The organism is Gulosibacter sp. 10 (assembly GCF_900163695.1).
Taxonomy (GTDB): Bacteria; Actinomycetota; Actinomycetes; order Actinomycetales; family Microbacteriaceae; genus Gulosibacter.
Genome location: NZ_FUIC01000008.1, coordinates 35,929 through 57,111 on the forward strand (window position 1 = coordinate 35,929; position 21,183 = coordinate 57,111).

At 71.4% G+C, this 21,183-nt stretch carries 21 protein-coding genes and 1 tRNA gene; 11 read left to right on the forward strand and 11 right to left on the reverse strand.

Annotation, left to right across the window (positions count from 1 at the left end; genetic code table 11):
- Window positions 1-24: 24 nt before the first annotated feature.
- Together FM112_RS02645 and FM112_RS02650 are read right to left on the reverse strand one after the other, a co-directional pair.
- Window positions 25-870, reverse strand: a complete 846-nt coding sequence (locus FM112_RS02645) for an undecaprenyl-diphosphate phosphatase (RefSeq protein WP_087003053.1) — start codon at window positions 868-870, stop codon at window positions 25-27.
- A 67-nt stretch (window positions 871-937) separates the two neighbouring features.
- Entirely contained in the window at window positions 938-2,254 is a 1,317-nt protein-coding gene (locus FM112_RS02650) for a M20/M25/M40 family metallo-hydrolase (protein WP_087003056.1), read from the reverse strand.
- 169 nt (window positions 2,255-2,423) lie between these two features.
- Between FM112_RS02650 and FM112_RS02655 the strand changes: the two genes are divergently transcribed.
- A tRNA-Leu gene (locus tag FM112_RS02655) sits at window positions 2,424-2,509 on the forward strand.
- Between the two features lie 66 nt (window positions 2,510-2,575).
- Here FM112_RS02655 and FM112_RS02660 read toward each other — a convergent pair.
- Window positions 2,576-3,466: a formylglycine-generating enzyme family protein gene (locus FM112_RS02660; protein WP_254910339.1), complete on the reverse strand. Its 891-nt coding sequence runs from the start codon at window positions 3,464-3,466 to the stop codon at window positions 2,576-2,578.
- A gap of 100 nt (window positions 3,467-3,566) precedes the next feature.
- Complete coding sequence (locus tag FM112_RS02665) at window positions 3,567-4,256, reverse strand: TetR/AcrR family transcriptional regulator (protein WP_087003059.1); 690 nt, start codon at window positions 4,254-4,256, stop codon at window positions 3,567-3,569.
- A gap of 226 nt (window positions 4,257-4,482) precedes the next feature.
- Between FM112_RS02665 and FM112_RS02670 the strand changes: the two genes are divergently transcribed.
- Genes FM112_RS02670 through FM112_RS02690 form a run of 5 tightly spaced genes read left to right on the forward strand, consistent with a single transcriptional unit; the run spans window position 4,483 to window position 10,253 of the window.
- Entirely contained in the window at window positions 4,483-5,484 is a 1,002-nt protein-coding gene (locus FM112_RS02670; RefSeq protein ID WP_087003063.1) for an ABC transporter substrate-binding protein, read from the forward strand.
- Between the two features lies 1 nt (window position 5,485).
- The gene (locus tag FM112_RS02675; protein WP_087003066.1) at window positions 5,486-6,262 is read left to right on the forward strand and encodes an ABC transporter permease; all 777 of its coding nucleotides are present in this window, start codon (window positions 5,486-5,488) and stop codon (window positions 6,260-6,262) included.
- On the forward strand, window positions 6,262-7,098 hold the full coding sequence (locus tag FM112_RS02680; protein WP_087003068.1) for an ABC transporter permease: 837 nt from the start codon (window positions 6,262-6,264) through the stop codon (window positions 7,096-7,098). The genes FM112_RS02675 and FM112_RS02680 overlap by 1 nt, the downstream gene beginning before the upstream one ends.
- Window positions 7,095-7,892 carry an ABC transporter ATP-binding protein gene (locus FM112_RS02685; protein WP_087003071.1) on the forward strand — a complete coding sequence of 266 codons (798 nt, stop codon included), beginning with the start codon at window positions 7,095-7,097 and terminating at the stop codon, window positions 7,890-7,892. Before FM112_RS02680 ends, FM112_RS02685 begins: the two co-directional genes overlap by 4 nt.
- A gap of 3 nt (window positions 7,893-7,895) precedes the next feature.
- Complete coding sequence (locus FM112_RS02690) at window positions 7,896-10,253, forward strand: arylsulfatase (protein ID WP_087003075.1); 2,358 nt, start codon at window positions 7,896-7,898, stop codon at window positions 10,251-10,253.
- 105 nt (window positions 10,254-10,358) lie between these two features.
- Here FM112_RS02690 and FM112_RS02695 read toward each other — a convergent pair whose 3' ends face one another.
- Both FM112_RS02695 and FM112_RS02700 read right to left on the reverse strand, forming a co-directional pair.
- Window positions 10,359-11,564 (reverse strand): CE1758 family FMN-dependent luciferase-like monooxygenase, encoded by a 1,206-nt coding sequence (locus FM112_RS02695; protein ID WP_087003078.1) that lies wholly within the window; start codon window positions 11,562-11,564, stop codon window positions 10,359-10,361.
- 101 nt (window positions 11,565-11,665) lie between these two features.
- Entirely contained in the window at window positions 11,666-12,940 is a 1,275-nt protein-coding gene (locus FM112_RS02700; protein ID WP_087003081.1) for an MFS transporter, read from the reverse strand.
- A 224-nt stretch (window positions 12,941-13,164) separates the two neighbouring features.
- Between FM112_RS02700 and FM112_RS02705 the strand changes: the two genes are divergently transcribed.
- The 3 genes from FM112_RS02705 (at window position 13,165) to FM112_RS02715 (ending at window position 14,391) form a co-directional block, all read left to right on the forward strand.
- Window positions 13,165-13,701 (forward strand): YdeI/OmpD-associated family protein, encoded by a 537-nt coding sequence (locus tag FM112_RS02705; protein ID WP_087003084.1) that lies wholly within the window; start codon window positions 13,165-13,167, stop codon window positions 13,699-13,701.
- A gap of 88 nt (window positions 13,702-13,789) precedes the next feature.
- On the forward strand, window positions 13,790-14,215 hold the full coding sequence (locus FM112_RS02710; RefSeq protein WP_217874400.1) for a hypothetical protein: 426 nt from the start codon (window positions 13,790-13,792) through the stop codon (window positions 14,213-14,215).
- Entirely contained in the window at window positions 14,212-14,391 is a 180-nt protein-coding gene (locus FM112_RS02715; protein ID WP_087003091.1) for a hypothetical protein, read from the forward strand. The genes FM112_RS02710 and FM112_RS02715 overlap by 4 nt, the downstream gene beginning before the upstream one ends.
- A gap of 33 nt (window positions 14,392-14,424) precedes the next feature.
- Here FM112_RS02715 and FM112_RS02720 read toward each other — a convergent pair whose 3' ends face one another.
- On the reverse strand, window positions 14,425-14,976 hold the full coding sequence (locus FM112_RS02720) for a DUF1648 domain-containing protein (RefSeq protein WP_087003094.1): 552 nt from the start codon (window positions 14,974-14,976) through the stop codon (window positions 14,425-14,427).
- A gap of 149 nt (window positions 14,977-15,125) precedes the next feature.
- Between FM112_RS02720 and FM112_RS02725 the strand changes: the two genes are divergently transcribed.
- Window positions 15,126-15,794, forward strand: a complete 669-nt coding sequence (locus FM112_RS02725; RefSeq protein ID WP_254910340.1) for a DedA family protein — start codon at window positions 15,126-15,128, stop codon at window positions 15,792-15,794.
- A 20-nt stretch (window positions 15,795-15,814) separates the two neighbouring features.
- Here the strand turns inward: FM112_RS02725 and FM112_RS02730 are convergent, their stop codons facing one another.
- On the reverse strand, window positions 15,815-17,629 hold the full coding sequence (locus FM112_RS02730) for a DEAD/DEAH box helicase (RefSeq protein WP_087003100.1): 1,815 nt from the start codon (window positions 17,627-17,629) through the stop codon (window positions 15,815-15,817).
- Between the two features lie 63 nt (window positions 17,630-17,692).
- A complete protein-coding gene (locus FM112_RS02735; RefSeq protein ID WP_087003103.1) occupies window positions 17,693-18,556 on the reverse strand; it encodes an RNA methyltransferase in 864 nt (287 codons plus the stop codon).
- Window positions 18,557-18,614: 58 nt separating this feature from the next.
- Between FM112_RS02735 and FM112_RS02740 the strand changes: the two genes are divergently transcribed.
- Window positions 18,615-19,469 (forward strand): Sir2 family NAD-dependent protein deacetylase, encoded by an 855-nt coding sequence (locus FM112_RS02740; RefSeq protein WP_254910341.1) that lies wholly within the window; start codon window positions 18,615-18,617, stop codon window positions 19,467-19,469.
- Here the strand turns inward: FM112_RS02740 and FM112_RS02745 are convergent.
- Together FM112_RS02745 and FM112_RS02750 are read right to left on the reverse strand one after the other, a co-directional pair.
- Window positions 19,466-20,182, reverse strand: a complete 717-nt coding sequence (locus FM112_RS02745) for an NAD(P)H-binding protein (RefSeq protein WP_087003107.1) — start codon at window positions 20,180-20,182, stop codon at window positions 19,466-19,468. The genes FM112_RS02740 and FM112_RS02745 overlap by 4 nt on opposite strands.
- Entirely contained in the window at window positions 20,179-21,114 is a 936-nt protein-coding gene (locus tag FM112_RS02750) for an alpha/beta fold hydrolase (RefSeq protein WP_087003110.1), read from the reverse strand. The genes FM112_RS02745 and FM112_RS02750 overlap by 4 nt, the downstream gene beginning before the upstream one ends.
- Window positions 21,115-21,183: the final 69 nt, after the last annotated feature.

A 21,183-nucleotide genomic window follows, 5' to 3' on the forward strand; every position in this document is an offset into this window, starting at 1 on the left:
GCGCGGACGGCCCGCGGCTCGAACTCAGATCGCGGGGCCGGACAGCGGGTCGAGCACGCCGAAGGCGAGCAGCACGAACACGAGCGTGCCGAGCGCGATCCGGTAGATCACGAAGGGCATGAAGCTGCGGGTCTCGATCCACTTCATGAGGAACTTGATCACGACCCAGCCCACGACGAAGGAGATGATCGTCGCGAGGATCGTCGGGCCCCACGCGATCGCGGTCGCCTCGTTCGTCTCGGTGAGCGCGTTGTACATCTCGTAGCCGCCCGAGCCGAGCACCGCGGGGATCGCGAGCAGGAACGCGTAGCGGGCGGCGGAGGGACGGTCGTAGCCCATCATCCGGCCGGCGGTGATCGTGCCGCCCGAGCGGGAGACGCCCGGGATGAGCGAGAGCGCCTGGGCGAAGCCGTAGATGATGCCGTCCTTGACGGTCAGCTGCTGCAGGGTCTTCTGCCGGCGCGCGAGCACGTCCGCGAGCCCGAGGATGATGCCGAAGACCACGAGCATGGTCGCGACGATCCAGAGCGAGCGGAACTGCGAGCGGATGAGGTCCTGCAGCAGCAGGCCGAGGACCACGATGGGCACCGAGCCGATGATGATGAGCCAGCCCATCCGCACATCGGGGTCGTTCTTCGGCACCTTGCCCGCGAGCGAGGCGCACCAGCGCTTGATGATGCGGACGATGTCGCCCCAGAAGAACACGACCACCGCGAGCTCGGTGCCGATCTGGACGATGGCCGTGAACGTCGCCCCGGGATCGCTGCCCAGCCACTCGCCCACGAGTCGCAGGTGCGCGCTCGAGGAGATCGGGAGGAACTCGGTGAGGCCCTGCACGATGGCGAGGACGATCGCATCAAACCAGCTCATGCATCCATGCTTTCTACTTCCGGGATTGCCAGCCAGCGAGTCTACGCCGCGATCGGCTGGGAGCGCGTCAGTACGAAAGGAGGAAATCGGTGAGCACGCGACGGCCGAACACGAGCGAGTCGAGCGGGACGCGCTCGTCCACGCCGTGGAACATGGCCGGGAAGTCGAGGTCTTCGGGCAGTCGCAGCGGGGCGAAGCCGTAGCCGTCGATGCCGAGGCGCGAGAGCGATTTGTTGTCGGTGCCGGCGGGCAGGAGGTACGGGATGATCGTGGCGCCCGGGTCGTGGCGGTCGAGGGCGGCCACCGCCGCGTCGACGAGCGGGCCGGACGAGGGGGCCTCCGTGCCGGGCAGCTTCCAGTTCATCTCGATCTCGATGTCGGGGCCGACGATCTCCTGCACCGTCGCGAGGAACTCCTCCTCGGTGTTCGGCAGCGGACGGGCGTCGATCGTCACCTCCGCGACCGCGGGGATGACGTTGCTCTTGTATCCGCCTTCGAGGATGGTCGGGTTCACGGTGTCCCGCAGCGAGGCCGTGAGCCAGCTCGCCGCCGAGCCGGTGCGCAGGGCGAGTTCGTCTGGCGAGATCGCGCTCGGCCGCTCGCCCGTGAGCGTGCACAGCGCGGCGACCATCTCGCTCGTCGTATTCGTGAGCCGCATCGACCAGTCGTGCCTCGAGAGCTTGACCACCGCCTCCGCGACCTGGGTGATGGCGTTGTCCGCCGCGGGGACGAAGCGCGAGCCGTGGCCGGCGGGCCGCTTGGCGCGCAGCTTGAACCAGAGCATCGCCTTCTCCCCCGTCTGCAGCAGGTAGGCGCGCTTGCCGTCCACCGTGATCGAGTAGCCGCCCACCTCGCTGATCGCCTCGGTGGCGCCGGCGAACAGCTCCGGGCGCTCGCTCACCGCGTGGTACGCGCCGAGCTTGCCGCCGTCCTCCTCGTCCGCGAAGAAGGCGATGATGAGCTCGCGCTCGGGCAGCGCGCCGCTCGCGTTGATCTCCTCGAGCGCCGTGACGATCATGGCGTCCATGTTCTTCATGTCCACGGCGCCGCGCCCCCAGATGCAGCCGTCGCGCACCTCGGCGCCGAAGGGGTCCACGCTCCAGTGGGATGCGTCGGCCGGCACCACGTCCGTGTGGCCGTGCACGACGAGCGCGGGCTTCGCGGGGTTCCGGCCGGGGACTCGCGCCACGACGGAGGTGCGCCTCGGCTCCGATTCGAAGACGACGGTCTCGAGGCCCATCGCGCGCAGCCGGGCGTCGAGGTACTCCGCGGCCTCCCGCTCCCCCGTGCTCTTCCCGTTCCCCCAGTTGGTGGTGTCGAAGCGGATGAGATCGCGAGTCGCGATCACGGTCGGGTCGTGGAGCAGATCGTCGTGGGAAGCCATGGCTGACACTGTAGTGACCGACCCTCGACGGCGGCGTGTCGCCCGTAGCCATGCGTCATACGCAACGCCGGTCGCCCCGATTTGCGCTTCCTCAGAATGCACTGGTAATGTTTCTATTCGTGCCCGGCACGACGGAAGTCGCAAAGGGAACGAGAAAACTGCACAGATCGCGCGGGTGGCGGAATAGGTAGACGCGCTAGCTTGAGGTGCTAGTGACCGCATTAGGTCGTGGGGGTTCAAGTCCCCCCTCGCGCACGCGATATGAAACGGCCCCCGGCCTGAGAAGAACTTCTCAGGCCGGGGCCGTTTTCGTGCCCTGCGCTATCCCTGCGACACGGTGCGGAATCCCGCGTTGCCCATCGAGGAATCGGGGGTGTTCCGCGAGCGGGCCGAGTTGCGGTACCGATTGCAGTACGACGGATGGCACAGATAGCTGCCGCCCCGCAGCACCCGCTCGGAGCCCTGCGCCGGCCCCGCCGGGTCGTGCAGCGGAGCGGACTCGTACGCGTCGGCCGCGAACCAGTCGGCGCACCACTCCCACACGTTGCCCACGGTCTGCCACAGCCCGTAGCCGTTCGGGGCGTAGGAGCGCACGGGCGCGGTGCCGATCCATCCGTCCGCGGCGGTGTTGTGCGCAGGGAACGTCCCCTGCCACACGTTCGCGCGCCATACGCCGTCGTCTCCGTCGATCGGCTCCTCGCCCCAGGGGAAGGTCGCGCCGACGAGGCCGCCGCGGCTCGCGACCTCCCACTGCGCCTCGGTCGGCAGGCTGCGGCCGGCCCACGCGCAGTATGCGAGCGCGTCGTTCCAGGTCACGTGCACGACCGGATGCGAGGCTCGGCCCGCGAGCGAGGAGGCCCGCCCCTCGGGGCGGCGCCAGTCGGCGCCGCGGACCGTGATCCACCACGGCGTCCTCGGAACGGGGCCGCCGATGTCCCCGGTCGGCGCGTCGACGAGCAGGTGGAAGACCGCCGACGCGCCGAGGCGCTCCGCCTCGGTCGCGTATCCGGTCGCGTCGACGAAGCGCGAGAACTGCGAGTTGGTGACCGGCGTCGCGTCGATCTCGAACTCGTCGAGCTCGACCGGGTGCACGGGCGTCTCGCCGTCGGCTGGGAGGCCGTCGCCGGAGGCGTCGCCGATGCGGAAGCGGCCGCCCGGCACGAGGCACTGCTCGATCGCGTGCGCGGATCGCGACTCCGCGTCGGGCGGCACGGCCTCGACGGGGCGGACTCGAGGGGCTGGCGATTCTCCCGCTGCCTCCGGGGCGGCCCCGCCCGTCGGACGTGCCCGACGGGGCGCGCAGCACGAGGCGTCAGGCGGCGGCTGCGTCACCGCTGCGCTCCTCCGACGGCTCGACGGGGGCCGATGGTTCGGGCTCGCGGGTCTCGGCCGGATCCGGTTGCGCCGCAGGCCGCGCCCCCAGCGAGGCCATGACCGCGGAGATGCTGTTCGCCATGCTCTCCTCGGTGGCGGCCTCCGGTACGAGCACCGCGAGCATCTGCCATCCGGCGTTGTGCGCGGACACGCGGTTCACCGCGTTCTCGATGTCGATCCCGGAGTCGAGCTCGCCGTCCTCCGCCGCCTCGGTCAGGAAGCGGCGGATCAGCGCACGGCGGCTGACGATGTTGTCGTGATGGATCTGCCACAGGCGCTCGTCCTGCGCGGCGCGGTCCCAGAAGGAGAGCACGACGCGGGAGCGGTTCGCCCCGTCCTCCTCGAACGGCAGCAGCTCCTCGGTCATGAGCCGCAGCGCGTCGAGTCCCCGGAGCCCCTCGACCCGCTCCAGCGTGCGCTCGTGCGAGTCGTTGAAGACCCGGAGGAAGGCGGCGGTGAGGAGGCTCTGCTTGTCGGGGAAGTACCGGGAGATGGCCCCGTGGGCGTAGCCGGCCTCGGCGGCGATCTCGCGCATCGTCACGCGATCGAACCCGTCCCTGACGATGATCTGCGTGACGGCGGCGACGATGTGCGCACGTCGTTCTTCGTGGTCGACGATCTTCGGCATGGTGCGTTTCCACCTCTCCCTGGTCTCCCCCGATCCTATTCCGGGAAAGGCGGCCGTTCCCGATGATCGGCGCGAGCGCGATGGGAAAAACACCACATGGAGACGAATCGTTACCTCGCCGTTACTTGAAGTCACCACTTGGAGATTATTCTTGGGTCACCATTTGGTGTTTTATCCGGCGGCGGGTCTCCGGCCCCGCGCCGAACCGACAAAGGAGTCGTAAGCCATGAAGAAGACCAACCGCCTCATCCGAGGGCTCGCGCTCGCCGCGACCGCGGCGCTCGCCCTCACCGCCTGTTCCTCGGGCGGCGGCAGCGACGAGGGCGGCGGCGAGGGCGGACTCACGACCCTCAAGGTCGCCACGATCGGCCTGACCTCCGACGGCAGCCTGCTCACGGGGATCGAGCAGGGGTTCTTCGAGGAGGAGGGACTCCAGATCGAGACCTCGATCGTCGCGAATCCCCCGGCCGGGCTCGCGGCCGCGCAGAGCGGTCAGGTCGACATCACCTACACCCCGAGCATCCCGCTGCTCAACGCGCTGAGCCAGGGAGTGCCGGTCCAGGTGATCGGCGCCGCCGACGGCTACCCGGCGACTGCCGAGGCCATCGACGATCCGGCCGAATTCGACGATACCGGGCTCTTCGCGAGCGCCGACAGCGGCATCGCGTCCGTCGCGGACCTCGAGGGCAAGACCATCGCCGTGCCCGCGCGCAACGCCCAGCTCGAGGTGGTCATCGCGAATGAGCTCGAGGAGGCCGGCATCGATCCGTCGACCGGCGTCGAGTGGGTGGTGCTCGATTTCACCTCCGCCGTCCAGGGACTGCAGAACGGCACCGTCGACGCGGCGGGCCTCGTCAGCCCGTTCACCATCGAGGCCGAGGAGATCGGCGCCGTCCAGATCTCGGCCCCGTCGATCTCCTTCTTCGAGACCGGCGCGACGGGCCTCTGGGTGTCCGGGGCATCGACGATCGAGGGCGACAGGGAGGCGATCGAGGCATTCCAGCGAGCGATCGTGAAGTCGAACGAGTACGCGACCGAGCACCCGGAGGAGGCCATGCAGGCCGGCCTCGACTACACGAACTCCGAACTCGCCATCGATCAGGTGAAGGTTCCCGTCTGGCCCACCGAGGTGCTGCCCGAGAACCTCGAGACGCCGAACGAGAAGATGGTGAACCTCGGATTCCTGCCCGAGCCGGTGGACCTCGACGATGTCATCTACGGGGGCTGACATGCGGCGGACCCGTGTGCTGCGGTACGGCGCGGGCGCGCTCGGCATCGCCGTCGCGCTGGGCGCGTGGCAGCTGGCGGCGGTCGGCCCGATGGCCTCGTCGCCGCTGCCTCCCGCGAGCGATTCCATCGCGGCGATGCTCGAGCTGCTCGGCACCGCCGAGATGTGGCAGGCGACGGGGGCGACCCTGGCGATGGCGCTCGGCGGGCTCGTGCTCGCGGCCGTCGCGGGAGTGATCATCGGCATCGCGGTCGGCGTCTCCCCCGTCGCGATGCACGCCACGAGGGTGCCCCTCGAGTTCCTCAAGCCCATCCCGCCGATCGTGATCCTGCCGATCGTCGTGCTGGTGCTCGGGCCGACGGCCCAGATGGGCACGTTCCTGGTGTTCTTCGGGAGCTTCATCGCGATCGCGGTGCAGACCTCCGCCGGCGTGTTCGACACCGATCCGGTGACGCGGGATACGGGACGGTCCTACGGGATGCGGTCCGGCGAGATCCTGTCGAGCATCGTATTGCCGAGCGCGCTGCCGTACATCGGGACGGCGATCAGAGTGGCCGCGCCGACGGCGCTCATCATCGCCGTGGTGGCCGGCCTGCTCGGCGGCGGGCCCGGGCTCGGGCAGTCCTTGCTCCTCGCGCAGATCTCGGGCAATCAGCCCCAGCTGTTCGCCTACGTGCTCATCCTCGGAATCCTGGGGCTCATCGTGCAGGGGCTCGCGCAGTGGGGCGAGCAGCGCCTGCTGCACTGGCACCCGCAATACCGGAAGGCGGCGGTCTGATGACGTTCACCTCTTCGATTCAGGTCCGCACCAGGGTCGCTCGTAAGCAGCGCCGCAGCGGTGTGCCGCGCGGCGTGCTCATCGGCGTCGAGATCCTCGTGCCGATCCTGCTGCTCGCACTGTGGTGGCTGGCGTCGGCGAACTCGACGAACACGTTCTTCCCGCCGCTGCAGTCGATCCTCGAGCGCATGTGGCAGCTGCTCCAGACGCCCGTGTTCTGGACGAACGTGGGCGCTTCGGTGGGCAACCTCCTGCTCTCGTTCGTGCTCGCGAGCGCGCTCGGGGTCGTGCTCGGCGCGGCGCTGGGGCTCGTGAAGCCGATCGCGTGGCTCGTGGAGCCCACGGTGCACTTCTTCCGCGCGATCCCTCCGGTCGCGCTCGTGCCGATCTTCGTGTCGCTCATCGGGTTCGGCAACGAGACGCGCATCCTCTCGATCACCCTGTCGGCGCTGTTCCCGGTGCTCATCTCCACGATCGACGGCATCAAGGGCGCCGAGCCGACGCTCGGCATGGTGTCGCGGGTGTACCGGATCGGCTGGCTGGACCGGCTGCAGTCGGCCGTGCTCCCGGCGGCCTCGCCGAGAATCCTCTCGGGCATGCAGGTGGGCCTGATGGCCGCCTTCGTGGTGATGATCGCCTCCGAGATGCTCGGCTCCTCGAACGGCCTCGGCGCGATGACGCTGCAGGCGCAGCAGTCGTTCATGATCGCCGACATGTGGGTCGGCATCCTCACGCTGGGCGTGCTCGGCTATGCCGCGACCGCACTCTTCGTACTCTTCCGGCGCCGCGTGCTGCGCTGGTACATCGCCTCCCAGAAGCAGGAGAAGAACGCATGACCACCCAATCCCGGAGCCGGCTCGACGCACCGCGTCTGAGCGTCAAGGGGCTCGCGAAGACCTACGAGACGAAGAAGGGCGCGGTGCCGGTCATCGCGGATCTCACCTTCGACGTCGCGGCCGCCGAGATCGTGTGCATCGTCGGCCCCTCGGGCATCGGCAAGACGACGCTGCTCAAGTGCCTCACCGGACTGCAGTCGATCACCGCCGGCCGCGCGGAGATCGACGGGCACCCGATCGACGGGCCGCCGGAGGAGATGGCGCTCGTCTTCCAGGAGTACACGCGCTCGCTCATGCCGTGGCTCACGGTCGAGAAGAATGTGCGCCTGCCGCTCAAGCACCTGCGCCTGCCGAAGCGGGAGCAGGAGGAGCGCATCTCCTCGGCGCTGGCGGCCGTCGGGCTGGCGGGCGCGGAGCAGAAGTACCCCTGGCAGCTGTCGGGCGGCATGCAGCAGCGCGTGGCGATCGCCCGCGCGATCGCCTACCGGCCGGAGGTGCTCATCATGGACGAGCCCTTCGCGTCGGTCGACGCGCAGACCCGATTCGAGCTCGAGGATCTCTGCCTGCGCATCCGCGAGCAGTTCGGCATGACCATCGTGGTGGTGACCCACGACATCGATGAGGCCGTGTACCTCTCCGACCGCGTCGTCGTGCTCGGCGAGCGGCCCGCGCGGGTCACGCGCGTGCTCGAGATCGACTTCGGCGGGCCGCGCGACCAGATCACCACCCGTTCGATCCCCGAGTTCGCCGAGCTGCGCACCGAGATCCTCGAGCTCATCCGGAAGGCGGGTTGACGGGTGGCGGACGAGACGGCGGCCGGCGGACGCGAATCGGGTACGGAGGGCGGACCGCCGCCGTACCGGGCGTACGAGGGCTTCGGCGGCCGGATCGCCGAGTTCGCCTCCGAGTCGACCCCGTGGTGGCCCGAGCGGCCGAAGGCTCGGGAGGGCTCGCCGAACGTCGTCGTGATGCTCGTGGACGACCTCGGGTTCAGCGATCTCGGTCCGTTCGGGGGCGAGATCCCGACGCCGAACATCGACGCGCTGGCCGGCGACGGCTGGGTGTTCACGAACTACCGCACCGCCCCGATGTGCTCGCCGGCCCGTGCCGCGCTCATGACCGGGTTGAACCCGCACCGTGCGGGCTTCGGCTTCGTCGCGCACACCGATCCGGGCTACCCGGGCTTCACCTGCGAGCTGCCGGAGGACGCGCCGACGCTCGCCGAGTCGCTGCGGGCCGGAGGCTACGCGACCTTCGCGGTCGGCAAATGGCACCTCACCCTCGAGTCCCGCCTGCACGACGCGGCCGACAAGTCGTCGTGGCCGCTGCAGCGCGGCTTCGACCGCTACTTCGGCAGCATGGACGGCTTCACCTCCCTCCATCATCCGCATCGGCTCGTGCGCGACAACTCGGTCGTGGACGTCGAGGAGTTCCCCGAGGGCTACTTCCTCACCGACGAGCTCACGGGCGAGGCCCTCGCGATGCTCGACGAGCTGCGCGTGAACGACGCGACCAAGCCCTTCTTCCTGTACTACGCCCACACCTCGGTGCACGGCCCCATCCAGGCGAAGCGGACAGACATCGAGCGGCACCGCGGTCGATACGAGGCCGGGTGGAACGCGCTGCGCGAGGCCCGCTTCGCCCGGCAGCGGGAGCTCGGCATCGTGCCGGATCATGCGGAGCTGCCCGCCGACGCGATCGCCGACGGGGATCGGATCCCGCGTTGGGAATCGCTCGACGAGGACGAGCGGCTGCTGTTCGCCCGGCACATGGAGGCCTACGCCGCGGCGGTCGAGGAGGTCGACCAGAGCGTCGGGCGCCTGGTCGAGCACCTCCGGCGCCTCGGCGAGTTCGAGAACACGATCGTGATGATCGCGAGCGACAACGGCGGCACCGCCGAGGGCGGCCCGAGCGGCACCCGCAGCTACTTCGCGCAGTTCGGGCACTCCGCCCCCGTCCCCGAGGACTGGGTGCGCGACGTGCCGCTCGACCCCGAGGACATCGGCGGGCCGAAGGTCTTCAACCAGTACCCGACCGGGTGGGCCCGCGTGTCGAACACGCCCTTCAGGTCGTTCAAGTCCTCCACCTACGAGGGGGGCGTGCACGCGCCGCTCGTCGTGTCGTGGCCGGCTGCCCCCGCGAAGGCGAGGGGCCTCCGCGACCAGTTCGTGTTCGTCTCCGACCTCGCTCCGACCGTCCTCGAGCTCGCGGGGGTGCCGGCGCTCGCGGAGCGCCACGGCAGACGGGCGCGGCCCGCGGACGGCCGCAGCGTCGCCGACGTGCTCGACGACCCCGGCGCCGAGGGCCGCGAGCAGCAGTACTTCGAGTGCGTCGGCAGGCGCGCCATGATCGACGGCGCCTGGAAGGCGGTCTCCCCCGAGCCGCCCACGCGCGCCGCCGGCGCCGCGGGCGGGCGCTGGGAGCTCTACCACCTCGCCGACGACCCGACCGAGTCCCGGGACCTCGCCCCGGACGAGCCCGAGCGCGTCGCGGCGCTCGCCGCGCGCTGGCGCGAGGAGGCGTGGGACAACGCGGTCTTCCCGCTCGACGACGGCGCGCTCCACGCGAACCGCCCCGAGACCGAGGCTGCGCTCGAGGCGCCGGCCGAGCTCGTCGCATTCCGCCCGCCGCTCGAGCGCTTCCGGGCGTCGAAGCTCACGGTGCTCAAGTCGTTCGCGGTCGAGGCGAGGGTTCGCCTCGACGCGGGCGCCGCGGGCGTGATCGTCGCCCACGGCGACCAGGGCGGCGGATATCTGCTCGCGATCGAGGCAGGCGCCCCGCTCCTCTCCTACAACGCCTACGGCGACATGCACCGCGCGCGCGGCGCCGACCTCGTACCGGGCCCGCACGAGCTGCGTCTTCGCTTCGACGAGATCGAGGGGCTGCGCTGGCGGATCCGCCTCGACGTCGACGACGAGCCGGCCGCGGAGCTCTCGGCCGTCCCGATGCTGCTCGGCATGGCGCCGTTCACCGGCATCAGCGTCGGCTACGACTACGGCGGCCCGGTCGATTGGGAGCTGCACGAGCGGCATCGATCGTTCCGATTCTCGGCCGGCACGATCGAGCGCCTGCGCTACGTGCCGGGAGCGCGCTCCCGGCACGATCGCACGGTGCTGCACGCGATCGGCGCGGCCGTCGCCCGGATCGCCGACTGAGCGACGGGCGACGCCGTGGCGCGCGCTGCGATGCCGAACCGCTCGACGATCCGCCGCATACCGCGCGACTCGGCCGAACCTGTCGCCCGGGAACGGCCCCGAGCCTCACGCGATGGGCAGGTCCCGGGAGTCGAGCGCGCAGCCGCGTCCATCGCGGGCGTCGAGATACGGCGATCCTCCCGTCACGTTGTCGCCGCGGTTCGGCCGCGGCCTCGGCCGCCGGGGCTCCTCCTCGCCGTACTTGCGGCGCACCAGCTCGGCGTGCGAGGGGGCGGTCTCCGGCACCGAGGGGTCGCGCACGTCCGCGAGTTCGCGGCGGAGCACCGGGACCACCTCCTCGCCGAGCAGCTCCAGCTGCTCGAGCACGGTCTCGAGCGGCAGCCCGGCGTGATCGATGAGGAACAGCTGCCGCTGGTAGTCGCCGAAGGTCTCCCGGAACGAGAGCGTCTTGTCGACGACCTCCTGCGGGCTGCCCACGGACAGCGGCGTCTGCCGCATGAACTCCTCCATGCCCGGCCCGCGGCCGTAGACGGGGGCCTCGTCGAAGTACGGCCGGAAGCCCTCGCGCGCGTCCTGGGATCGCTTGGCGATGAAGGTCTGTCCCCCGAGCCCCACGATCGCGTCCTCGGCCCTGCCGTGGCCGTGGTGCTCGTACCGCTCGCGGTAGAAGTCGACGAGCCGGAGCGAGTGCCCTGACGGGGCGAAGATGTGGTTGGCGAAGAATCCGTCGCCGTAGTACGCGGCCTGCTCCGCGATCTCCGGCGTCCTGATGGAGCCGTGCCAGACGAAGGGCGGCACGTCGTCGAGCGGGCGCGGCGTCGAGGTGAAGCCCTGGAGCGGGGTGCGGAAATTCCCGCTGTGGTCGACGACGTCCTCTCGCCAGAGCCGGTGCAGCAGGTTGTAGTTGTCGAGCGCGAGCGGCAGGGCCGAGCGGATGTCCTTCCCGAACCAGGGATACACCGGCGCGGTGTTGCCGCGACCGAGCATGAGATCCGTGCGCCCCTTCGACAGGTGCTGCAGCATCGCGTACTCCTCGGCGATCCGCACGGGGTCGTTCGTGGTGATCAGCGTGGTCGCGGTGCTGAGCTTCAGCCGCTCCGTCCGTGCGGCGATGAAGGCGAGCAGCGTCGTCGGCGACGAGGAGAAGAACGGCGGGTTGTGGTGCTCGCCGATCGCGAAGACGTCGAGCCCCGCCTCCTCCGCCTTCGCCGCGATCCTCGTGACGGCGTCGATGCGCTCGGCCTCGCTCGGGGTGCGGCCGGTCGTGGGGTCGCGCGTGACGTCGCTCACGCTGAAGATGCCGAATTCCATGCTGTGCGCTCCTCGAGGGGCGGCCGACGCCACCCCGGTTCATGCATTTGCATATAATCTAACGCAGACCGGGGGCATCTGCTCCCGGGCGCCGGCGGCGGTCAGCGGATCGGCCGCAGCACGAGCACCGCGAGCGGCAGCAGCACCGTCAGCGCGAGCAGCGAGAGCACCGAGAAATCGCTCACGGCGAGGAGCGGGCCGGCCGCGAAGGCCGCAGTGGCGCCGAAGAGGTTCGCGAGCGCGTCCACGCCGCCCTGCGAGGCCGCGCGCACCTCGGTCGAGATCGACGAGCTGAACAGCGCGGAGGCCGAGACGTTCACGAAGGACCATCCCACGCCGAGCAGGACCAGCCCGACGATGACCCAGCCGCCGTCGTCCGGCCAGACCGCCCCGATCGCGAGCGACGCGGCGAACACGAGGATGCCGATCCAGATGGGGAGCCGATGGCCGAAGCGGTCGGCCAGGAACCCCACGAGGGGCGAGAGCACGTACATGCCCGCGACGTGCAGGCTGATGGCGATGCCGACGATGGTCACGGTCCCGCCCATATGCGCCATGTGCACCGGGGTCATAGTCATGACCGCGACCATGACGACCTGCGCGACGACGATGGCGATGAGCGCGATCCTGGCCGGCCGATTGCGCCGGATCTCGCCGAGGATCATCCGGATGCGGCCGCGGGAGCGGGCCGGCCGCGCGGCGCTCGCCCCGGCTTCGCTCGAGAGCAGGGTCAGCAGCGGATCGGGCCGCAGCAGCAGGAAGACGATCGTGCCGGCGAGCGCGAGGCAGACGGCGGCCAGCAGGAACGCGTTCGCGAACACGTTCAACCCGGTCAGCGCGCCCAGCAGCTCCCCCGGCGCGCCGAGGTTCGGCCCCAGGACCGATCCCAGCGTGCCGACCCAGACGATGAGCGAGAGCGAACGGGCGCGGTGCTCGGGCGGCGCGAGATCGGTCGCGGCGAAGCGCGACTGCAGGGCGACCGCGGAGCCCGAGCCGATCAGAAGCAGGCCGATGAACAGCGGCACGACGAGGCTCCCCTGGGCGGCGGCGACGAGGATGCCGCTGCCGACCGCGGCGAGCCACCATCCCCCGGCGAGCGCGAAGCGCCGCCCCAGGCGCGCCGCGACGGTGCCGAGCGGGAGCCCGAGCAGGGCCGCGCCGAGCGTGCTCGCGGTCCGTGCCAGGCCCGCCCACGCCTCGTTGTCGGTGACCTCCCCCGCGAGCAGCACGCCGATCGAGGGCGCCACGCCGACGCCGACGGTGCCGATGATCTGCGTGATCACGAGCACGACCATGGTGCGCCGCTGGACGCGGGCCAGCTCCTCCGCGGCGGGCGTGTTCGGCTGCGGATGGTGCGTGCTGACGGAGGCGGGCATGCGGGCTCTCGGATTCGGGGCGTGCGGTGCCCCGATTGTATGGACATCGCGCCGGCGACGGTAGGCGGCGCGGGCGAATGCGGCGATAGTCCCGCGCTATGGCTGGTCGCCGCGGACGGGTCTCCGGGCCGGACCGATCGGCGGCGGATCAGGAATCGAGAAGCGGCGCGCCGTCGGCGCGTCTACGCTGAGATCCGTACGATCCCGCTCGAACGGAGCACACCATGAACGCCACCGCCGAACCCATCCGCTTCCGGGGTCGCCTCGAGCGCATCGGGGACCGATCCCTCGTGCGCCTCCCCGAGGACGCCAGTGCGGCGCTCCCCTCGCGCGGCCAGGTGGCCGCCTCGGCCGTCGTCCAGGACCGGCCGTTCGCGACCGTCGTCGAGCCCGACGGCCGGCGCGGGCACTGGCTCCGGATCGACGAGGCGCTCGGGGCCGAGCTCGAGACGGGGGCGGCGGTCGCCGTCGAGCTGCGGCCGGCCGACGCGTGGCCCGAGCCCGAGCTCGCCGAGGATTTCCGGGCCGCGCTCGACGCGGCCCCCGATGTGCTGCCGCTCTGGGAGGACATCACCCCGATGGCGCGGTGGGAATGGATGCGGTGGGTCGGCGCGACGAAGAACCCCGCCACCCGGGCCCGGCGCGTCGAAGTCGGCATCGACAAGCTGCGGAGCGGCAAGCGCCGCCCCTGCTGCTTCGACCTCTCCTCCTGCACGGACCCCGAGGTCGCGAAAAGCGGCAAGCTGATCGAGGCCGAATAGCCGACCGCTTGGTAGGATGGCGGCAGCATCCACCGTCGCGGGTACGGAGCCGTCGGCTCCCTGGGCTCGCATCGAGCAGAGGAGACGGATGAGCTCGACGAGCATATCGACGACTCGACCGGAGCACGTCGAAGAAGCCCCCGCCGGGAGCAGGGCCGATCGCTTCATGCGCCGCCTGCTGCGGGTCCGCACGATCGAGAAGTCCGTCAAGAACGAGCGCGAGGCGCATCGGGGCTTCCAGATCTCGATGGTGGTCTCCGGCGTGCGCTGCCTCATCACCTACCTGCTCGTGCCGATCCTCGTCCCCGTGCTCGGGTTCGCCGGCGTCCTCGCCGCGCCGATCGGCATCCTCCTGTGCGTGGTCGCGGCGGTCAACGGCGTCATCAGCGTCCGCCGCTTCTGGACCAGCGATCACCGGGCCAAGTGGATGTACACCTGGTTCATCGCCGTCGTGTTCGTGGTGCTCGCGATCGCGCTGGCCACCGACATCGCGAGACTCCTGGGGGCGGCATGACCCCGCAGCACGCCGATCGCCCCGTCGCCGATGGCGCTCATGAGGAGCGGCCCTTCGTCGACCCCGCCGACGAGGCGCCCGAGAACCTGCCGCCGCGGGCCTGGGTCACCCTCGGCATCTTCGCGCTCTTCGTCATCGGCGCGGGCACGTGCATGACCACGTGGATGTTCAACTAGGCGCACCCGCCCGAGCCGCCGCGGCGGACGCCACTACAGCGAGCGCGACATCCTCACCGCGCCGATGATCGGCACCGCCACGCAGCCCGCGATGCCGATGCCGATGAGCGCGGCCGTCTGGAGCTGGAAGACCGCGATTCCCGCGATCCCTCCGAAGAGGAGCGCGATCGCGATGCCGAGCCACACGATCGTCCGCTCCCCCTCCCGGTACACGCGCGGGGCGTTCTCCTCGGTGACCGGGAAGGGGTACTGCAGCACTCCCGGGTAGGCCGAGAGCCACGCGACGCCCGCGCATATCGGCACGAAGACCGCCACGAGGCCGAAGACGGCGTTCCGGGATCCCCAGCCGTCCGCCTCGCCGAGGGCGTTGAAATGCGTCGGGATCGTCTCGGGCAGGGACGGATACCGCAGGAGCACCGCGATGCCGATCGCGAGGGCGGCCAGCAGCGACAGCCTTCGCAGCCAGCGGGTGACGGGGTCGGTCGTGAACCCGCGCGACGCGCGCGCCCTGCCGCGTCTTCCGTACGCGGGCGAGTCGGCCCCGTCCTCGGCACGGTCCGGGTCCTCCCCCTCGTGGTGCTCCATGCGTCCCCTTCTGATCCTCGGCGGAATCGGCCCTCCCACCGTATCCGCAGCTCCGCCGTCGCGCACACTGAGGCCCGCCGAGACGGCTTCCCGGCGATCTTCGGGAAATCCCCCAAGATCCCGCGGACCGGCCCGTCTACGCTGACCTGATGCGCTCAACCATGCACGCCCTCGCGGCCTCCGGCGACGGCTCCGCGTTCGGCACCATCGGCGAATGGGCCGTCTCGATCATGAACCTGCTCGGCGCTCCCGGGGTGGGCCTGATGGTGCTGCTCGAGAACCTGTTCCCGCCGATCCCCTCCGAGATCGTGCTGCCGCTCGCGGGCTTCGCGGCGGGGGCGCCGGAGGCGGAGTTCACCTGGGTCGCCGCGCTCCTGTGGGCCACCGCCGGCTCCGTGGTCGGCGCGTACGCGCTCTACGGGCTGGGCGCCTGGCTCGGCCACGAACGCACCGTGCGCATCCTTGCCGCGCTGCCGCTGGTCGACCGGGAGGACATCGATCGCACCATCGCGTGGTTCAACCGGCACGGCTACTGGACCGTCTTCCTCGGCCGCATGATCCCGATCTTCCGATCGCTGATCTCGCTCCCCGCGGGCGTGGAGCGCATGAGCTGGTGGCGATTCGGGCTCTTCACCCTGGCGGGGTCGGCGATCTGGAACACCGTGTTCGTCTACGGCGGGTTCCTGCTCGGCGCGAACTGGCAGGTGCTCGAGGAGGCCGCCGGCTGGTTCCAGTACGTCGTGATCGCCGCGGTCCTCGCCGTCGTGGTCGGCTATGTGGTGCTCAAGCTCGTCCAGCGCAGGCGCTCGCGCACCTGAGCGGCGCCCTCGCGCCGCCCCTAGTGCAGGCGCCGGCGGAGCAGGTCGATCCGCTGCTGGATCTGATGCGAGGTGGCCTGCCCCACCGCCGGCCCCCCGCACGTGCGGCGGAGCTCGTTGTGGACCTTCCCGTGCGGCAGGTTCTGCTGCCGCGCATACACCGAGACGAGCGAGTTGAGCAGCGAGCGCTGCTCCTTGAGGCTGCGGTGCAGCGGCTGCACCGTGCGGTGCCCGTCGTCGAGCTGCTGGCGCGCGCGGGCGTCCTGGATCTTCTCCTGCTTCTGCGCCCGCGCCTCGAGCAGCGCGCTCACCTCCTCGGCCTCCAGCAGGCCGGGCAGGCCGAGGTATTCGAGCTCCTCGAGCGATCCCACCTCGGCGGCGTAGCCGAAGTCGCCGCCGTCGTAGAGCACCCGCTCGAACCGGGCCTCCGAGGACAGCGCCTCGAATGCGAACTCGGTGAGCTCGCTCGAGGCCTGCTCCTCCTTCTGGGCCGCTGCGAGCTCCTTCTCCTCGGGCGTCATGCCCGCGCCCAGGTCGTCGCCCTCGCCCTGCTTGCGATCGAGCGCGTGATCCCGCTCGAGCTCCAGCTCGTGCGCGAGCGCCGAGAGCTTGGGCACGGAGGGGATGAAGACCGTCGCTGTCTCGCCGCGGCGGCGGGCGCGGACGAATCGGCCGATGGCCTGGGCGAAGAACAGGGGCGTCGAGGAGCTGGTCGCGTACACGCCGACGGCGAGTCGGGGCACGTCGACGCCCTCGGACACCATGCGCACCGCGACCATCCACCGCTCCGAGGAGTCGGAGAACTCCGAGATGCGGTCGGAGGCGCCCTTGTCGTCGCTGAGGATCACCGCGGGCTTCTGCCCCGTGAGGTGCTCGAGGATCTTCGCGTAGGCGCGCGCGGTCTGGTGATCGGTCGCGATGACCAGGCCGCCCGCGTCGGGAACCTCCTCGCGGACCTCGGCGAGCCGCCGGTCCGCGGCCTCGAGCACCTGCTGCATCCACTCGCCCTTCGGGTCGAGCGCGGTGCGCCAGGCCTGCGAGACGATGTCCTTGGTGTTGTCGTCGCCGAGCCCCGCCGACATCTCCTCGCCGGAGGTGTCGCGCCAGCGCACGTCGCCCGCGTAGGCCATGAACATGACCGGGCGCACCACGCCGTCCTCGAGCGCGCGGCCGTACCCGTAGGTGTAATCCGCCTTCGAGACCCGCACCCCCGCGCTGTCCGGCTCGTAGCGCACGAAGGGGATGGGCGCGGTATCGGAGCGGAAGGGCGTTCCGGTGAGCGCGAGACGGCGGTCGGCGTGCTCGTAGGCGTCGCGGAGCGCGTCTCCCCAGGAGAGCGAGTCGCCGCCGTGGTGGATCTCGTCCATGATCACGAGCGTCCGGGCGGATCCGCACAGGTGCTCGTGCACATAGGGCTTCATCGCGACCTGCGCGTAGGTCACCGCCACGCCGTGGTACTCCCGGGAGATCCCGCCCTGCGCGTTCGAGAAGCGCGGATCGAGTCGGATGCCGACGCGCGCCGCGGCCTCGGCCCACTGCGTCTTGAGGTGGTCCGTGGGCGCGACCACGATCACCCGGTTCACCGTGGAGTCGGCGAGCAGCTCCGTCGCGAGCCGGAGGGCGAACGTCGTCTTGCCAGCGCCCGGCGTCGCGGAGGCGAGGAAGTCGCGGGGCTGCCGCTCCAGGTAGAGCGCGAGCGCCTCCTGCTGCCAGGCGCGCAGGCTGCCCGCGGTACCCCACGGCGCCCGCTGCGGGAACGCGGGAGAGAGGTGCTCGGCGGCGTAGGTGCCGACCTGGTGCGCTGAACGATTCGAACCGGTCTGAGCGGTGCTCATGCGGCTATCCGGCCTCGCTTTCGTACCCAGGGATGCGTGTCCTCGGATCGGGACCCACCTACGCTACTCCCCGCCTCCGACATCGGAAACCTCATCCGCGCGGGTCCGGGGCTCGGGAGCCCCGCCCTCGCCGAGCGCGTACAGCGCGACGGCCGATGTCGCGGCGACGTTGAGCGAATCCACGCCGTGGTGCATCGGGATGACGACGCGATGCCCGGCCTCCCGCAGCGCGGCCCGGCTGAGCCCCTCGCCCTCGGTGCCGAGCATGAGCGCCACGCGCTCGGGCCGGTTCCGTGCGAAGTCCCGCAGCGGCACCGCGTCCCCGGCGAGGGCGAGGGCCGCGAGCTCGAAGCCGTGCTCGCGGAGGAGCGGCCCGGCCTCGGGCCACTCGGGCAGCCGCGTCCAGGGCACCTGCAGCACGGTCCCCATCGAGACGCGGACGCTGCGCCGGTACAGCGGGTCCGCGCACTCGGGGGTCACGAGCACGGCGTCCGCGCCGATGCCCGCGGCGTTCCGGAACGCCGCGCCCACGTTCGTGTGGTCCACGACGTCCTCGAGGACGAGCACGGTGCGCGCCTCGCGCAGGATGTCGGCGGGTCGCGGGAGCTCGGGCCGATGCATCGCCGCGAGCACGCCGCGGTGCATCCGGTAGCCGGTCAGCTGCTCGAGCAGCCGCTCCTCGCCGACGAACACCGGCACCTCGGGGTAGGCGGCGAAGAGCGATTCCGCCTGGGGCAGGAACTTCTCCTGGGTGAGCAGCGAGCGCGGCCGATGGCCGGCGGCGAGCGCCCTGCGGATGACCTTCTCGGACTCGGCCATGTAGAGGCCGCCCGCGGGCTCGAGCTTGCGGCGCAGGGCCACGTCGGTGAGTCGCGCGTAGTCCTCGAGGCCGGGATGCTCGAGCGAATCGATCGGGAGAATTCGCATCCCCCGATCCTCTCACGCGCAGACGGGACGCCGGGGGCCGGTCGGGTATCTTCGGGGCGTGAACGAAACACGCGTGGAGCCGAGCGGCTATGTCAGGGCCGGCGCCGAGGAGGTCGCGGATCTCCTCCGGGCGCGCCGTACGGCGGTCATCACCGGGGCGGGCATGTCCACCGACTCCGGGATCCCCGACTACCGGTCGCCGGGGGCGCCGAAGCGCACGCCGATGACCTGGCAGCAGTTCCTCGCCTCGGAGGAGCGCCGGCGGCGGTACTGGGCCGGCGCGGCCCTCGGCTGGCGCCGGTTCGACGACGTGCATCCGAACCGCGGGCATCTCGCCCTCGCCGCGTTCGAGCACCGGGGGCTCGTGGCGGGCGTCGCCACGCAGAACGTCGACGGCCTGCATCAGCGCGCCGGGTCGCGGAACGTCGTCGAGCTCCACGGCCACCTCCGCACCGTGCGCTGCCTCGAGTGCGGCGCCGAGGAGGACCGCGACGCCCTGGTCCGGCGGCTGCGGCGGGAGCATCCCGCCGTCCTCGAATGCTCGCGGAGCGCGGAGGGGAACCCGGACGGCGACGCCGAGATCCCCGCGGACGTGCTCGCGGAGTTCGAGGTGCCCGTCTGCCTCGTATGCGGGGGCATGCTCGCGCCGAACATCGTCATGTTCGGCCAGTTCGTCAGGCCGCAGGACGCGCGCGCCGCGGAGCTGCTCGTCAACCGGGCGGACGCGCTGCTCGTGGCGGGCTCCTCGCTCGCCGTCAACACCGCCGTGCGCCTCGTGCACCGCGCCCATCGCCAGGGCAAGCCGATCGCGATCGTCAACCGGGGCGCGACGCCCTGCGACGGCCTCGCCCAGTTCCGCGTGGACGCGGGCGTGAGCGAGGTGCTCGACGGCGCCCGCGCGCTCCTCGGCTAGCGGATGCCCGCCGCGTCGAGCGCGGCGTCGAGCGCCCGGTCGAGCGGGGCCTCGCCCTCCACGACGTCGAGATCGCGCCACACGGTGCGCTGGTCGGCGAGCACGAGGCGGATGGCGTGCGCGACGTCCGCGCGGCGGGTCTTGACGCCCCGCTGCAGGGGCTCGAACGAGATCGCGCCCCGACCGGTCGCCGGCCCGTCGAGCAGCCCGCCGGGCCTCACCACCGTCCAGTCGAGCGCCTTGCTGCGGAGCACCTCGTCGGCCTCGCGCTTGGCGTCCCAGTAGGCCGCGAACACCTCCTCGGTGCCCTCCGGGGTGGGCGCCTGCGCGCCGATGAAGCTGATCTGCACGAATCGCATCGCGCCGGAGAGCAGCGCCGCGTCCGCGGACTTCACGGACCCGTCGCGGTCGACGGTCCGCTTCCGCGCGGCGCCGGATCCCGGCCCGGCGCCGGCGGCGAACACCACCGCATCCGCGTCCGCAAACGCGTCGGCGAGGCCGTCGGCGTCCTCGCGCTCGATGTCGCAGACCACCGGCTCCGCGCCGAGCGCCCGGAGCGATCCGGCCCGCGCATCGCTGCGGAGGATCGACCGCACTCGGACGCCGTCGCGCACGAGCAGCTCCGCCAGCATGCTCGCGATCTGCCCGCCGCCGCCGACGATCGCGACCTCCTCGGGCAGGGGTCCGGCCAGGGCGGGAATGGTGTCGGTCATCGTTGCTCCTTCGGTGTCGTCCGCTGCGGCAGGGCTGCCGGCGCTGCGGGCCGGGCCGCGAGATGCTCGCGCACGAGCCGTGCGAGCGGGATCGGGGTCTCGTAGTGGATGAGGTGGCCCACCCCTCCGATGAGGTGGAGATCGGAGCCCGGCATCGCCCGGTGCAGGCGCCGGGACGCGGCCGGCGGGGCGATCTGATCGCGCTCCCCCGCGATCAGCGTCGTGCCGGGAGGGAAGGCGCCCGCGTGGGAGCGGACGTCGTCCGAGACCGAGGCCTTGAAGGCCTCGAGCAGGACGTCGCGATCGGCGAACTCCGAGAAGTGCTCCCGATGCTCGGCGTGGATCCACCGCCGCAGCGCGCGGCTGCGCGTGGTGGCCATCACCTCGCTCATGATCCGGGTGATCGCCGGCGCGCCGAGCAGTGCCCGGCCCAGGCGGCCGGGCAGCGCCGCCCCGATCCGGTAGTAGAGCACGCCGAGGTTCGTGAGCAGCCGTTCCGGGCCCTCGAGCGCGTTCTCCGCGATCGGGTTCACCAGGACGATCGAGGTCTGCCGCAGCCGCTCCGCGGCCGCCGCGACGATCATCGACCCGAAGGAGTGCCCGAGCACGGTCGCCGTGCCCGCCGGGTCCTCGGCCTCGAGCAGGGCGAGCAGCCACTCCGCGTAGGCGTCCAGCGAGTGCGGCCGGTCGAGGGGCGTCGACGCGCCGAATCCGGGGAGGTCGGGGGCGATGAACCGCACCTCGGGCAGCAGGGCGATGAGATTCGCGAGCCCGTGATGCGTGCCCCGGAAGCCGTGCACCAGCATCACCGTGCGCTCGGCGTGCGCGGGCCCGTAGTCCCAGATCGCCGTGCGCCCGCCGAGCAGCGGGAGGGTGCGGGTCGTGACCGGGATGTCGGCGAGCCGTTCATGGATTGGGTTCGAAGGTCGCATCGTGCAAGAGTGTAGGCGAGCGAGTTCCGTCGCCGCACCGGGAGCGCCCCGGCCGCCGCGATCGGCGCC